The sequence below is a fragment of the Bacillus sp. LQ01 genome (genome assembly GCF_057624735.1).
This window is the reverse complement of the sequence record NZ_JBYEZL010000001.1, coordinates 226,556-238,898: the sequence shown is the minus strand read 5'-3', so window position 1 is coordinate 238,898 and position 12,343 is coordinate 226,556. Positions and strand designations below refer to the sequence as shown.

Below are 12,343 nucleotides of genomic sequence, written 5' to 3'. Positions count from 1 at the left end.
AAGGGTGGCAAAGGCAATGAAAAAGATTATGAATGATGTACAACATATCGTTCAAGATATGATGCATGGCTTTTATTTTGAACATAACGACAAAGTGAATTACGACGAAACAAATAACATCATTTATGTAAAAGATATCGAGAAACTGAAGCAAAACGTTGTTATCATAAGTGGCGGTGGTAGCGGACATGAGCCTGCTGACATTGGGTATGTAGGAAAAGGTATGCTTACGGCGGCAGTAAACGGAAGTATTTTCACTCCGCCTACAGTGGAACAAATTGTCGCGGCAACTCGCCTCATGCCAAAAGATAAGAGTATTTTATTCATCATTAAAAACTTTAAAGATGACGTAGCAAACTTTCTAGCTGCAGAACTAATCGCCAAAGAAGAAGGAAGACAAATTGACCACATCATCGTAAATGATGACGTTTCAATTGAAGATGATGCTTCGTTTAATAAAAGAAGACGCGGCGTCGCTGGTACTGTTTTCGTTCAAAAAATACTTGGTGCGGCCGCTCTTGCAGGTCACTCTTTAGAAGAACTAACAACACTTGGGCAAGCTGTCATCAAAAACTTACACACATTAGGGGTCGCACTTTCACCTGCAAACGATCCAGTGAAAGGAAAAGCTTCATTCACATTAAACGAAGATGAAGTTTTTTATGGCGTCGGCATTCACGGAGAAAAAGGTTACCGTAAAGAAGCACTATCCTCTTCTGAAATATTAGCGATCGAACTAATGAACAAATTAAAAAGCATTTATCGCTGGAGAAAAGGCGACAACTTTGCCATCCTTATTAACGGACTCGGCGCAACGCCATTAATGGAGCAATACATTTTCGCAAACGACATTCGCCGTTTGTGTGAACTTGAAGGATTGCAAGTCACATTCGTAAAAGTTGGTACACTGTTAACTTCTTTAGATATGAAAGGTGTTTCGCTCAGTTTGCTTAAGGTAGAAGATTTGGATTGGGTGAAGTGGTTGAAGGAAAGTACGGAAACTGCTAGTTGGTAATACAAATAAAGTGAAACTTTAATCAGCCCTCACCAATCGGGCTTTTACGGGCAGACCGATCCTCACCTTGAAATAAACTTTTAGATAACTCAAAATAACAAGCAAAAAGTCCCTTCAAAGTTAAAGGGACTTTTTAGTATGTAGAAATTAGCCTAAACCTAAGATTACATCTCTTGAAAGGGGGCATTTTTATGTTATTCAGGTTTATTGAGGAGCTTTTGTTTGAAGCAACTTTAACCCCATACCAATAAAAATCAGTCCTGTTATCTTATTTAGAATCATTCCTACCTTTTGGTTTCCTCTTAATTTTTTTGTAACATATGAAGAAAAATAAGCAACAAATAAACACCATAATAGTCCAGTTACTGTAAAAGTAAGTCCTAAAATGATAAAAGGCATAGGACCTGAAGCCTTTGTATCTATAAATTGCGGAAGAAACGCAATAAAGAATAAAGAGACTTTTGGATTCGTAAGACTTGTTAAAAGCCCTTGTATATATATTTTTCTAATGTTCAATTTATTGGACGAGGCCTGGAAAGCTACATTCGTCTTATCAAGTATCATTTTAATCCCTAAATATACAAGATAGATAACACCTATAACCTTAATAGTGTTAAATAGCACAATGGATTTTGTAAGTATAATAGATAAACCAAAAGCAACCAACAACGTATGAACTAAAGAACCAGTAATAATACCAAACACAGAATACACACCTGCTTTTCTACCTTGTGAAATACTTCTCCCCACAATGTACATGGTGTCTGCACCAGGAATTAAATTCAATAAAATTCCTGTTAGTAAAAACACTTCATAATTAATAATACCGTACATTTTAGCACCTCTATCTATTTTTTTGGTGCCCTTATTGATATTAAATTAAATAAACGAAAAAAGAAAGTATTTTCTATTTATTCAATAAAATTAGCGGATTTTTGAATCTACAAACGAAATCCAGCTATTTAAAAATTCAATTACTGAAGAATTCTGCCCTCAATATTACAGCAAATTTACATTAAAAATGTAAATCCTCATTTCCTTTGTATTTTCCTTTATTAAGTCTTTTTCTTATGAATAATTCTGCAACAATTAAATTGGGTACCCACGCTAACCAAGCAATAATAGCGTAACTAAGTTCAAAACGCTCTATTCCAAATAGAACGATAAACAACGGTAGCCAAATTCTTAATGTAACTGCTCCAAAGGTTAAAGAATAATTTCTAATCATCCAATTCCGATGGTCTTTAATTTTTTTATTCTTAACTCTATTTAATGCTTGATATGCTGATGTTAGCCAAAATACAGATAACAAACCGAAACCTAGCTTCGCTACCAATCCTCCCGTAGCATAAAAGGATAAATATAGTCCAGAAAAGCCTCCTAATAATATACCAACCATATAGATTCTCCCAATTATTCGATGACGGTTGATATTCCTTTCTCTAAATTTAGTGGATAATGTAAACGGGCCAATTACTAATGCTACTATACTAGTTGTAATATGCATAAATAGCATCATATACCAGAACGCACTTAATTTAGATCCAAACATAAGCTTCGCTTTTACAAGTCCTGTTTGAAATCCATCCATAATAAAATACTGGACAACAATATAACTAGCTACTAAAAGAGCAAAAAAAGTAAATACAAACCAAATTTTTCTGTTCAAATTTTACTGCCTCCTCATTACATTCACGAAAATTAGATTATATATTTCTTTTCATTCTCGGGAAAAATAGAAAAGCCTTCTTTACTGATCTCTTTAGCACATTGTTTTTATAAACCGAATGACTTACATGCAACGACGAATAAAATATATGATACAAGGCCCTTCTTCATACATAAAAACCCTCAAGTATGTCGTTCTATACTTGAGGGTTTTTTCATTTATTCTCTCTCGTCTCTCATTTTCTTAAATCAATAATTAGCTCATCTGTAATCTGCTCAAGATGGAAAAATCTTTTTATATAATGGATATCAGACCATTTTTCTTCTCCACCAATAATAAATAATTCTTGCGCATCATACATAAATGAAAAGCTTGGATAGAAACTGTCCGCTTTTATTTCAATCCCACCAGTACGATTACTGATAATCTTACAGTCTGCTGAATAGCTTAATAGCGTATAGAGAGAATCTTGTGCTGATTGGAAGAAATACTTCATAAGTGTGGTTATATCATCACTATTGGTAATGCACACTTTAAAAAAGTTCGTATCCTTTTTCTTATTAGTAAAAACTAGCTCAAAATGAAGTTTATTCTCTTCTAAAAACCCTTCAATAAAGTCTCTACATAAATAAGTTTCAAATAACATATACATAGGAAATTTGTTATGTGCGCCTATAAATCCTTTAATGATTTCTTCAAATCCTGTATGCTGATTCAAATTCGTTCCCACTCCTATCATAATAGGGTGATTTAAATAAATAGGATACGGTGATTGCCCTCCATCTTTTAACATATACACTCGTTTTTCATCTGTATGAAGAGCTGGTTTAGACTCTTTTAGTAAGTATTGAGATAATTGAACATTTAACACATTTACACCTGCCTATCATGTCATACATAAACTGTATCTATTAAGTTAGAAAAAAGGATGAACAATTCATATTTTACCGTGTATAAGCGAGAAGAACTAGAATAGATCGCCGGCTTACATGTCTCCAGGATAATAAATGAACATCGCACCTACAAATGAAAAAACTAAACAAAAAACAGCCTCGTATTTTATAACTAAAGAAGAGTTCGTATCAAGCCTTTTTTCCTCTCTTTTACATATCATTTTAAACATTTTAAATAAAACTCTATATATTACATACCCCACAATTGCCCCAAGGGTATTCGTAAATACATCATCAATATCTGTAATTCTATTATTTAATAATTGGTTTAACTCAATTGCCAATGAAAAAAAGAATCCCGCACATACGGTGTTTTTCATTTTTCTAAACTGCGACCAAATAGTCGGTAATAAAAAACCTAATGGCATAAACAGTACAATGTTCAAAAGATACGTCGTACTACCTGCCGTATCAAATAGAGTCAAGTTGATTTGACTTACACGAATCCACGTTTCATATCTACTTATATCCCATACAGTCGCGATCTGCGTCACCCTATACACTAGCGAAAGGTAGAATAGAAAAACATATACCCACAAAAAATGCAGAATAGATATAGTTCTTTTCGCTTTAAAATAAAATCCAATTTGAAACACAATACAAAACATAATAGTAAAAAAATAAGTATACAAATAACTCATCAAAACTCCTGTATCCATGTAGAATCCCCTAACTTTACAATTTCATCTATGACTTTGTTGTTTATAGGATAGGAGAAACTTTTAAAATAAAAAGTGGGGTAAACATAAAATTTTTCTTAAATCTTCAGTTGGGTTTTATTATTACTCTTCTTAGGAATCCACCATTGATAGCTAGGCAACAGTATGCTTACACTTAACAATATTATCATTTTTGCACGTAATCCTCGTAATACTTTAACCGATGAAGCATATATAAAATCATGTGAATCGTTTGTTCAGTTAAAACATGAAATTAAGAAATATATGACGTACTATAATCACTCTTGCTATCAATAGAATGTACAGAAGATGACTCCTGTTTGCATACAGAAATCATCTTTTTTAGGTTACCGATTTTTTTTATAATGTCCTTTACAAAGGGTACAAATCAAGAGCATCTTATTCCTATTCAAGGGGATCAACTATACCTTCCTCCCTTAAAATCACTAAAACCCATTTACAAATCTATAAAAGTAGATATAATATCCTTATGGAACCTTTATTAATTTATAAAGCATTGTCAAATGAAACAAGATGTCAAATTTTATCATGGTTAAAAAATCCAGAAAACCATTTCGACGAAAAACCTTACCTAGAACAAGACCTTAACTTTCAAGTTGGAGTATGTGTAGGAGATATCCAGCTTAAAACTGGCTTAGCTCAATCGGTTATTTCTAGTTATTTATTAACTATGAAAAAAGCAGGCTTACTAGAGTCTGACCGAATTGGAAAATGGACCTACTATCGTCGAAATGAAAAAACAATACGAGAGTTTTCTGAATACGTCCAAAACGAATTATAAAATGAAAGCTAATAATCAATCAGCATACTAATTGATTATTAGCTTTCACACATTCTGCTTTTTTACAGGTATCCAATGACTTCTTATAAATTGCACTGCCTGTAAAAGCAAGAAACATCGAAAGGAGAAATTTTTTTAATATATCATATCTAGTTATTTAGATATCTGTTATTGTATTTCAGATTACATACTCCTGATAATATTGGCATCCAATCATGCTTATAATAATGCTTCTTTGTTAATGAATTTACTTTCAAAATACTGATACGAATGGAGAGTTTTATAAATGAAAAAAGTAAATCCTTTACTTATTCTGACACTCGCAATAGGTGTGTTCGGAATTATTACTACCGAGATGGGTATTGTCGGCGTATTACCACAAATCACTGAAAAGTTCGGAATTTCAACTACACAAGCTGGATTTTTAGTAAGTATATTTGCACTAGTTGTTGCTATTTCTGGTCCGTTTTTAATTCTGCTCGTCTCTAGTATTAATCGCAAAATAATTTTATTAACAGCAATTTTCACATTTGTTATTTCAAATTTAATCTACGCTTATACAACACAATTTGAAGTCATGCTTGTTTTTCGTATTTTACCGGCAGCGCTTCATCCACTCTTCTTTTCAATCGCTCTTGTAACAGCTGCTAAACTTGTCCCTCCAGAAAAGAGCGGTCAAGCAGTTACAAAAGTTTTCATGGGAATTACTGTTGGTTTCGCTTTAGGTATACCACTAACCTCTTACCTTGCAGACCAATTTTCACTCGAAATGGCTTTCTTATTCGGAGCATTCGTTAACAATCTTGCATTCATTGGAATACTACTCCTACTTCCTTCTATGCCTGTTAAAGAAAAAATGTCTTTCGGCAAACAAATTCGTATACTCGGCAAACCAGGATTATGGTTAAATATTTTAACCGTCACATTCCTTTTTGCAGCCATGTTTTCCGTATACAGCTACTTCGCCGAGTACCTTGCAAAAGTAACTTCCATGAATGGATCTCTCATCAGTATCATGCTATTCATATTTGGTATAGTTATGATTTTAGGTAATCATTTATTTGGTGGTCTCCTGCAAAAAAGCATAATAAACACTGTAATATCATTCCCTATTCTATATTCTATTGTTTACATATTGGTTTATTATTTAGGTTCCTACCTTGTTCCAATGATTTTTATAGTATTCATTTGGGGAATCGTACATGCTGGTGGATTAATTGTTGGTCAAACATGGTTAATAAGTGAAGCTAAAGAAGCACCTGAATTTGGTAACAGTCTATTCGTTTCGTTCTCAAATCTCGGAATTACTTTAGGAACCACTATTGGAGGCTGGTTCATTTCAAACTTAGGTATTCACCAGCTTATTTGGAGCGGCTTTATATTCACACTACTCTCATTTCTATTAATTATAATAAAACTAAAATTTTTCAATTCTAATAGCCAGGCTTCATTATCAAGCTAGTACATTTTCAGTTCCAAATTCGATAAAGTGAAACTTTAATCAGCCCTCACCAATCGGACTTTTATTAATTTCAACGTTTAGACAGATACATAACTCCAAAACTAAAACGTTTATTGCAATTATCGATATGGAACATTTTACAAAACAACTTAACATGGTAAAATAATATTCGGACAGGAGTCCAATATTATTAAAATTAAGATGGTTCAAGTCGGAGGAAGGCACCTTAGGGTGTCTTTTCTTTATTTGCAAATGGACCTGCTCAATTATTGTGTAAAAAACATAAAGTAAGTTGAATCCATTAAAATACATGAGTGACCCCTTGTTTTCCCCTCTTATTAAAGGAGGAACTATTATGGGATTTGGTGGTAGTTGTAGTAGTGGTTGTGGCGGCGGCTTTGCTTTACTAGTTGTATTGTTTATTTTATTAATCATTGTTGGAGCTTCTTGCTTCTGCTAAAAAACTATTGGAAAAGACACTCTTATATGGGTGTCTTTTCTTTGTAATAAAAAGCTCTCTAGAAAAGAAAGTTTTGAGGCTTTTACATTCAAATCATCCAAATTAGTTATTTACACAGCACTTTATTTCTTCTCATCCCTCATACTGTAATAGCCCAAATTAATAATAATCAGGAAATACCCACCCATAATTCCAGCTGCAAATGTCCACATGTACTCACTGTGTTCAATTTCATACATAATAATCGCACCGAGTATGGCGGCTGCAAACCGATTCATCATGCCGAGCATTGGTGCTTTTTCTTTTTTTACGATGCTATTTCCGAACTTTTCGATACGCCTTCCTAAAATCCAGGCGCAGTACATACTCACTAAAAGGCCGATGCTTATCCCTACAAACTGAGCTGGAAAAGGTGTCAGCAACCATCCCAATAACATCACGCCTAATAAACAATATATTTGTATGTTGAATGATCTTAATGCCATACGAATCATATTATGCTCCTTATCTTTCCTATTAATCCCATCTTTCGGACTTCAAGCTTTCCGATATATCTTTTTTAAAATGAGGGAATTTGATTTTGCTCACCATTAAATAAGCGAGTACGCATGTGCCAAATGCCACGGAAACTGGGTTATTTAGGAGGCATAAAATGAGGAGACACATTGCCGCAAATGGAATGGGCATTCCGATGAATGTTGGGAGTTTGCTTTGTTGCGTGTTAAATCTAGCAAGCCGCAGCATTCCGCAAATACTATAAGCGAGCGCACATATCATCCCGATAAACTGCAAATCTTTTAAAGCGACACTATAGGCAAGAATAGATGGTGCCACACCGAAGGTCACTAAATCCGCAAATGAGTCTAACTCTCCGCCTATTTCCGAAGCAGCATCTAGTTTCCGAGCGACCATACCATCAAACAGATCAAATACCATACCTGTAATAATGAACATAACTGCACCATGCATATCGTGAACGAAAACAGCGTGAATAGCCAAAAGCCCACACACAAAATTTGCTATCGTAATCATATTTGGTATGTAACTCATCACACGCTTCTCCTCCTTTCTACTAATTGCTTCATCTTCATTCTTACTCATTAGACTCAAGATCCTTCTGCTTTTCTTCCAATATCACTTTATTTATTTTCGTTAACGTATCAGTCATTTGCTGCAACGCTCCAATATCAATTTTCGAGAAATATTTCTCGATCAATACATCATCTAACTCAGACAATCTTTCGATATATTTACTACCGTTTGGACCGATCGTAAGGAAATACTCCCTTTTATTGTTAGGATTCACTTGTTTCGAAATCATCTGTTGCTTTTCCAATTTCGATAAAACTTGGCTCACAGCACTTTTCGTTATATTAAACGTACTCGCAATGTTATTTGCTGTCGTGTTTTCATTTAAATGAATATGAAATAACATGCTCTCTTGCTGCCCAGTAAGACCGAACTCATCCTTTAAATCTTGAAATAGTAAAATATAGAGTTCCGTATAGGCTCGATTCATTTCATTAATTACTTCTTTATACGTTCTAGTCATAGCATCCTCCATGCTTTTATTTCGTTTTGCTTAATAGTTAAGTTTACTTAACTTAACTATATTATACCGTTATGTTTGTGTAAAGGGAAATATAACTCTACACTTTACTCACAATGATACAAAAAAGAAGACACTCTTCTAAAACATGTTTAGTCGCTTCTGTCTCACTGCTTTCCTCATCCAAATACTTGGCAAGTCATTCTGAATAATCAAAAAGAAAATCAACAAAATTCCATATAGACCCATTACTGGTTAAAATGTTATAATGGAATTACCCTACATAGTTACTCATAGCCAGACTGAGGAACTAGCGTCTTATTAAGTAATGCGCATAACTAAAATAAAAAAGACACTTTACGGTGTCTTTTTTATTTATATTCCTAGGAATTATCTCTTTTATAAACAGACTCTATCAAACAGTAAAGGAGACTAACAGATGGAACATCCTGTTGCAAGAGAATTACGTTTTATACGGGTATGTCTTATCATTTTGATTATTGTCATTGCGTTTTGGGACCGGGAGAAAACTGTAGAAATTACTGATCACGGTAGCGATCCTATCTTAAACACCAGCAATATGACCCAAGTTGGTGAGAATACATTTGCATACAAAGACGAATCAAATCAAATTAAAATATTTAAGTTTAATCCAGATACAAATGAAATATCACTTATTAAAGAGTTTCGTGCTGAGGAATATTACTCAGATACAGCTAAATAAAGTAATATTGACCACAAAAGTATAATGACCACAGCCTTTAGCCATAATTACGACTAAAGGCTTTTTGTATGTAAGTAAATGAAAAAGGAGCTAATTTTATGGAACATAATAAAAATGGAATACTTGCTTTAATTGTTTTATTTTTAGGATTAGTGTTTTTTGTTAGTGGAATGGTTTATCATTTATGGGGCTCATTTTAATTTCAACTTTTAGACGGATAAATAACTCGAATCAGAGAAATGCACAACATTTTCCCTTTTCCTTCCAAAATTAATATAATAAGATATAAAATGTAATACATATAAAGACAAATATATAGCACTCATTAAAGTGCTTCTATTTTGGAAGGAAGAAACGATGAACAAAAAGTTATTAGCCTCATTATTATGTAGCACATTCTTGTTTGGAGTATCAGCTTGCGGTTCACATGATGCGCCTGCGAAAAATGAGCAGGCGACTTCTAAAAAAACAGAGAATGACAAACTTAGCAGCAAGGATTCGCAAAAAGAACTTCCTACCAATGTAGATTCCTCTGATGTATACATGTCAATGGGATCTGCCGAGTCATTAGATGTTATAGGGACTGGAGAAGTTAAAGCACAAGGTGTCTTTAAAGTATTAGACATCGCAGTTTATAATCGTAAAGAAGAACCCATTACACTAGATATTAACGACTTTAAATTAATTGATGAATTTGGAAGAGAATATCACATTTCTAATGAATATCAATCCGTACTTAAAGATGCAAATACGTCTACATTTAAATTTGGTATTGTTAACCCTGATGAACATTCGGACGGAAACATTGTATTCGATGTACCGAAAAACACGCGAGGATTAACTTTAAAATTTAATAATGATAAGTTAGATAAAGAGCTCCAATTAAAAGTGGAATTGGAATAGGCAAAATAAATACGTCTCCCTTAACATTCTCTACTAACATAAAAAAGTACAGTCTTTTCTACAGCAGACTGTACTTTTTTATTTATCATTTCACATAACATTCCCTAATTTTTTTGACTAGATGCTCTCCAATCACGAAAAGATGTTGGGCGTCCAGAAAAAGCTCTTTGCTTTGTAACAGATGGTTTTTCTTCAGGAGTCATTGTTTTTTCTTTAAGCGTCGCTGGTTTTTCTTTAAGCGTCACTGATTTTTCTTCAAGAATAGTCACAGCTGTTTGCATTTTCTCTAACTGTTCTTTCAGCAATTGTTGTTCAATCTTTAAATCCGTAAGTAAACGTAAAATCATCTCAGAATTAGCCATAAGATCCTCCTTCCCCCAATACACAGAATAAAATACAATATGTAGAAGGCGGGATACCGGTGACAAAAATAAGGTCGTCAACTCTTTTTAACTTCTAAAATCCTTTTATTTTTTTAAGGACCTGCTCCATTCATCCTTAAAAACATAAATTAAATTAAATCCATTAATAAATGGTCTTTATGGAAGGAGGAGTTAATATGGGCTATGGCGGTAGTTGTGGTGGAGGCTGTGGTTTCGGCGGCGGATTTGCCTTACTTGTTGTGCTCTTCATCTTATTAATCATCGTTGGCGCTAGCTGTTGGGGCGGCGGATTCGGCTGCTAAGGAGAGGCACTCTTGAGAGTGTCTTTTTTTTTGGTATGTGGCTCGTATACATATTAAAAAAAATTTCCGTTCTAGAAGTACTATAATATTAGCTTAACATGTCAGTTCCCCCTAATTAATAGGTGGTTCTAGCCTATAGAATTCTTTTAAATATAAAATGAAACTATATTTCTCAATGAATAAAACAATTTAACATGGTAAAATAATATTTGGATGGGAGTCCAATATATTATTAAAATTAAGATGGTTCAAGTCGAAAGAAGGCACCTTAGGGTGTCTTTTCTTTTTTATAAATAATTATAAATTAAAATTGTAAAGGATGCTTACTACTTACAAGGAACATTTTCTTCCCTACAACTATTTATTTGAAACTAATTACTATTATAAATATAAAGAAGTTATGGATAAAGTAGTGAGGTAAATAAAACAAAATATAGATTTAATTCATGTTTCTCAACGAGGTACCACCAGCATTTTCAAAAAAATACGCTAAGCAAAAAAATAATCAGCTGTCCATATGGACAGCTGATTTACATCATTACATTTCTATTATTTATCTTACCACTTGTACAGATACTGGTTTCCACCCCTGATTTTCTACCCAATCAATATTAACCTTATATTTTTTATTATTTTGCTTATCTCGTATATTACCGTAGGCTTTATTATTACCATTATTCCCAATAAAATCGAAAATCAATTGGCTCTCTGGAACATCAACAGCATAAGAAATTGCTTTTTTCATCTCACTCCAATCTACTGTTCCTTCTTTAAATTTCATTTCAGGTTTTGCTCCTTGCTCGGTACCAATTGGCTTCCAAGAAGGATTAGTTTGAGAACCCTTTTCTTGAGATGCCGTTTTTTCTTCCTCATTATTTTCAGTTCCGTTCGTTTTTACCGATTTTTCTGTTTTTGATTTCTCTTCTAGCTGTGCTGCCTCTTTATCTTCAGTTTTCTTCTCTTCTATCTTTGCTGTTTCTTTATCTTCAGTTTTCTTCTCTTCTATCTTTGCTGTTTCTTTATCTTCAGTTTTCTTCTCTTCTATCTTTGCTGTTTCTTTATCTTCAGTTTTCTTCTCTTCTATCTTTGTTACTTTCTTTTCTTGAGCAATTGCTTTCGTTGATGTATTAGAAGGGGTAAACAATTGGTATGTCACTATACCAACTGTCACTAATACCAAAGTAAATGCAATATTAAAAATTGCCTTTTGACGACGATTCTGTTGTTTTTCTTGAAATCTGCTTACTTGTCCCATTCTTCAAACCTCCGTGTTTACTTTCTCCTCTACTCTTTATGTATTATCCCTAAAATTCTTAATATTTTTATTAAACAATAGAAATAAACTACACTTTCCATACAGGATTTCATATCATAATAAAATTTGTGTTTTTTCAAGTATCTGACATATGTTATTCAAAATAGTTTAATACATTAAAAATAG

Annotated in this window: 16 protein-coding genes and 1 pseudogene; 8 read left to right on the top strand and 9 right to left on the bottom strand. The window is 33.3% G+C overall.

The annotated features are described in order from the left end of the window. Nucleotides 1–16: 16 nt before the first annotated feature. Nucleotides 17–1,015: a DhaKLM operon coactivator DhaQ gene (dhaQ, locus tag AC22L0_RS01325; RefSeq protein ID WP_487272090.1), complete on the top strand. Its 999-nt coding sequence runs from the start codon at nt 17–19 to the stop codon at nt 1,013–1,015. 204 nt (nt 1,016–1,219) lie between these two features. Here the strand turns inward: dhaQ and AC22L0_RS01320 are convergent, their stop codons facing one another. The 4 genes from AC22L0_RS01320 to AC22L0_RS01305 form a co-directional block, all read right to left on the bottom strand. Continuing rightward, nucleotides 1,220–1,849, bottom strand: coding sequence for a LysE family translocator (locus AC22L0_RS01320; RefSeq protein ID WP_000274247.1), 630 nt, complete (start codon nt 1,847–1,849; stop codon nt 1,220–1,222). 181 nt (nt 1,850–2,030) lie between these two features. Beyond that, nucleotides 2,031–2,684: a DUF2306 domain-containing protein gene (locus AC22L0_RS01315; protein ID WP_087966211.1), complete on the bottom strand. Its 654-nt coding sequence runs from the start codon at nt 2,682–2,684 to the stop codon at nt 2,031–2,033. A 235-nt stretch (nt 2,685–2,919) separates the two neighbouring features. After that, nucleotides 2,920–3,555 (bottom strand): hypothetical protein, encoded by a 636-nt coding sequence (locus AC22L0_RS01310; RefSeq protein WP_087966213.1) that lies wholly within the window; start codon nt 3,553–3,555, stop codon nt 2,920–2,922. 114 nt (nt 3,556–3,669) lie between these two features. Next, the gene (locus AC22L0_RS01305; RefSeq protein WP_000379423.1) at nt 3,670–4,296 is read right to left on the bottom strand and encodes a VanZ family protein; all 627 of its coding nucleotides are present in this window, start codon (nt 4,294–4,296) and stop codon (nt 3,670–3,672) included. A gap of 216 nt (nt 4,297–4,512) precedes the next feature. Here AC22L0_RS01305 and AC22L0_RS01300 point away from each other — a divergent pair. The 4 genes and pseudogenes from AC22L0_RS01300 to AC22L0_RS01285 form a co-directional block, all read left to right on the top strand. Next, nucleotides 4,513–4,614, top strand: a pseudogene (locus AC22L0_RS01300) (TetR family transcriptional regulator); the annotation flags it as partial. A 193-nt stretch (nt 4,615–4,807) separates the two neighbouring features. After that, nucleotides 4,808–5,119, top strand: a complete 312-nt coding sequence (locus tag AC22L0_RS01295) for an ArsR/SmtB family transcription factor (protein WP_000433539.1) — start codon at nt 4,808–4,810, stop codon at nt 5,117–5,119. A gap of 286 nt (nt 5,120–5,405) precedes the next feature. Next, nucleotides 5,406–6,581 carry an MFS transporter gene (locus AC22L0_RS01290; RefSeq protein ID WP_087966215.1) on the top strand — a complete coding sequence of 392 codons (1,176 nt, stop codon included), beginning with the start codon at nt 5,406–5,408 and terminating at the stop codon, nt 6,579–6,581. A 355-nt stretch (nt 6,582–6,936) separates the two neighbouring features. Continuing rightward, complete coding sequence (locus tag AC22L0_RS01285; protein WP_000505689.1) at nt 6,937–7,041, top strand: YjcZ family sporulation protein; 105 nt, start codon at nt 6,937–6,939, stop codon at nt 7,039–7,041. Between the two features lie 122 nt (nt 7,042–7,163). On the opposite strand, the gene AC22L0_RS01280 is transcribed toward AC22L0_RS01285, so the two are convergent. Genes AC22L0_RS01280 through AC22L0_RS01270 form a run of 3 tightly spaced genes read right to left on the bottom strand, consistent with a single transcriptional unit; the run spans nt 7,164 to nt 8,593 of the window. Then, nucleotides 7,164–7,535: an ATP synthase subunit I gene (locus AC22L0_RS01280; RefSeq protein WP_000620583.1), complete on the bottom strand. Its 372-nt coding sequence runs from the start codon at nt 7,533–7,535 to the stop codon at nt 7,164–7,166. A gap of 22 nt (nt 7,536–7,557) precedes the next feature. Then, entirely contained in the window at nt 7,558–8,142 is a 585-nt protein-coding gene (pssA, locus tag AC22L0_RS01275; RefSeq protein ID WP_000041621.1) for a CDP-diacylglycerol--serine O-phosphatidyltransferase, read from the bottom strand. Continuing rightward, nucleotides 8,135–8,593 carry a MarR family winged helix-turn-helix transcriptional regulator gene (locus AC22L0_RS01270; protein ID WP_000198950.1) on the bottom strand — a complete coding sequence of 153 codons (459 nt, stop codon included), beginning with the start codon at nt 8,591–8,593 and terminating at the stop codon, nt 8,135–8,137. The genes pssA and AC22L0_RS01270 overlap by 8 nt, the downstream gene beginning before the upstream one ends. A 436-nt stretch (nt 8,594–9,029) precedes the next feature. Between AC22L0_RS01270 and AC22L0_RS01265 the strand changes: the two genes are divergently transcribed. Together AC22L0_RS01265 and AC22L0_RS01260 are read left to right on the top strand one after the other, a co-directional pair. Next, complete coding sequence (locus AC22L0_RS01265; RefSeq protein ID WP_000400966.1) at nt 9,030–9,314, top strand: YmzC family protein; 285 nt, start codon at nt 9,030–9,032, stop codon at nt 9,312–9,314. Between the two features lie 357 nt (nt 9,315–9,671). After that, complete coding sequence (locus AC22L0_RS01260) at nt 9,672–10,217, top strand: DUF4352 domain-containing protein (RefSeq protein ID WP_087966218.1); 546 nt, start codon at nt 9,672–9,674, stop codon at nt 10,215–10,217. Between the two features lie 104 nt (nt 10,218–10,321). Here the strand turns inward: AC22L0_RS01260 and AC22L0_RS01255 are convergent, their stop codons facing one another. After that, entirely contained in the window at nt 10,322–10,579 is a 258-nt protein-coding gene (locus tag AC22L0_RS01255) for a hypothetical protein (RefSeq protein WP_000013694.1), read from the bottom strand. A 197-nt stretch (nt 10,580–10,776) separates the two neighbouring features. Here AC22L0_RS01255 and AC22L0_RS01250 point away from each other — a divergent pair, with 197 nt between their 5' ends. Beyond that, on the top strand, nt 10,777–10,902 hold the full coding sequence (locus AC22L0_RS01250) for a YjcZ family sporulation protein (RefSeq protein ID WP_000540377.1): 126 nt from the start codon (nt 10,777–10,779) through the stop codon (nt 10,900–10,902). Between the two features lie 553 nt (nt 10,903–11,455). Here AC22L0_RS01250 and AC22L0_RS01245 read toward each other — a convergent pair. Next, nucleotides 11,456–12,157, bottom strand: a complete 702-nt coding sequence (locus AC22L0_RS01245) for a YrrS family protein (protein ID WP_487272089.1) — start codon at nt 12,155–12,157, stop codon at nt 11,456–11,458. Between the last annotated feature and the right edge of the window lie 186 nt (nt 12,158–12,343).

Bases quoted from the DNA above. Each gene is read 5' to 3' on its own strand.
- dhaQ (WP_487272090.1), top strand. From the start codon at position 17: ATGAAAAAGATTATGAATGATGTACAACATATCGTTCAAGATATGATG.
- AC22L0_RS01320 (WP_000274247.1), bottom strand. From the start codon at position 1,849: ATGTACGGTATTATTAATTATGAAGTGTTTTTACTAACAGGAATTTTA.
- AC22L0_RS01305 (WP_000379423.1), bottom strand. From the start codon at position 4,296: ATGGATACAGGAGTTTTGATGAGTTATTTGTATACTTATTTTTTTACT.
- AC22L0_RS01295 (WP_000433539.1), top strand. From the start codon at position 4,808: ATGGAACCTTTATTAATTTATAAAGCATTGTCAAATGAAACAAGATGT.
- AC22L0_RS01290 (WP_087966215.1), top strand. From the start codon at position 5,406: ATGAAAAAAGTAAATCCTTTACTTATTCTGACACTCGCAATAGGTGTG.
- AC22L0_RS01285 (WP_000505689.1), top strand. From the start codon at position 6,937: ATGGGATTTGGTGGTAGTTGTAGTAGTGGTTGTGGCGGCGGCTTTGCT.
- AC22L0_RS01280 (WP_000620583.1), bottom strand. From the start codon at position 7,535: ATGATTCGTATGGCATTAAGATCATTCAACATACAAATATATTGTTTA.
- pssA (WP_000041621.1), bottom strand. From the start codon at position 8,142: ATGAGTAAGAATGAAGATGAAGCAATTAGTAGAAAGGAGGAGAAGCGT.
- AC22L0_RS01270 (WP_000198950.1), bottom strand. From the start codon at position 8,593: ATGACTAGAACGTATAAAGAAGTAATTAATGAAATGAATCGAGCCTAT.
- AC22L0_RS01265 (WP_000400966.1), top strand. From the start codon at position 9,030: ATGGAACATCCTGTTGCAAGAGAATTACGTTTTATACGGGTATGTCTT.
- AC22L0_RS01260 (WP_087966218.1), top strand. From the start codon at position 9,672: ATGAACAAAAAGTTATTAGCCTCATTATTATGTAGCACATTCTTGTTT.
- AC22L0_RS01255 (WP_000013694.1), bottom strand. From the start codon at position 10,579: ATGGCTAATTCTGAGATGATTTTACGTTTACTTACGGATTTAAAGATT.
- AC22L0_RS01250 (WP_000540377.1), top strand. From the start codon at position 10,777: ATGGGCTATGGCGGTAGTTGTGGTGGAGGCTGTGGTTTCGGCGGCGGA.
- AC22L0_RS01245 (WP_487272089.1), bottom strand. From the start codon at position 12,157: ATGGGACAAGTAAGCAGATTTCAAGAAAAACAACAGAATCGTCGTCAA.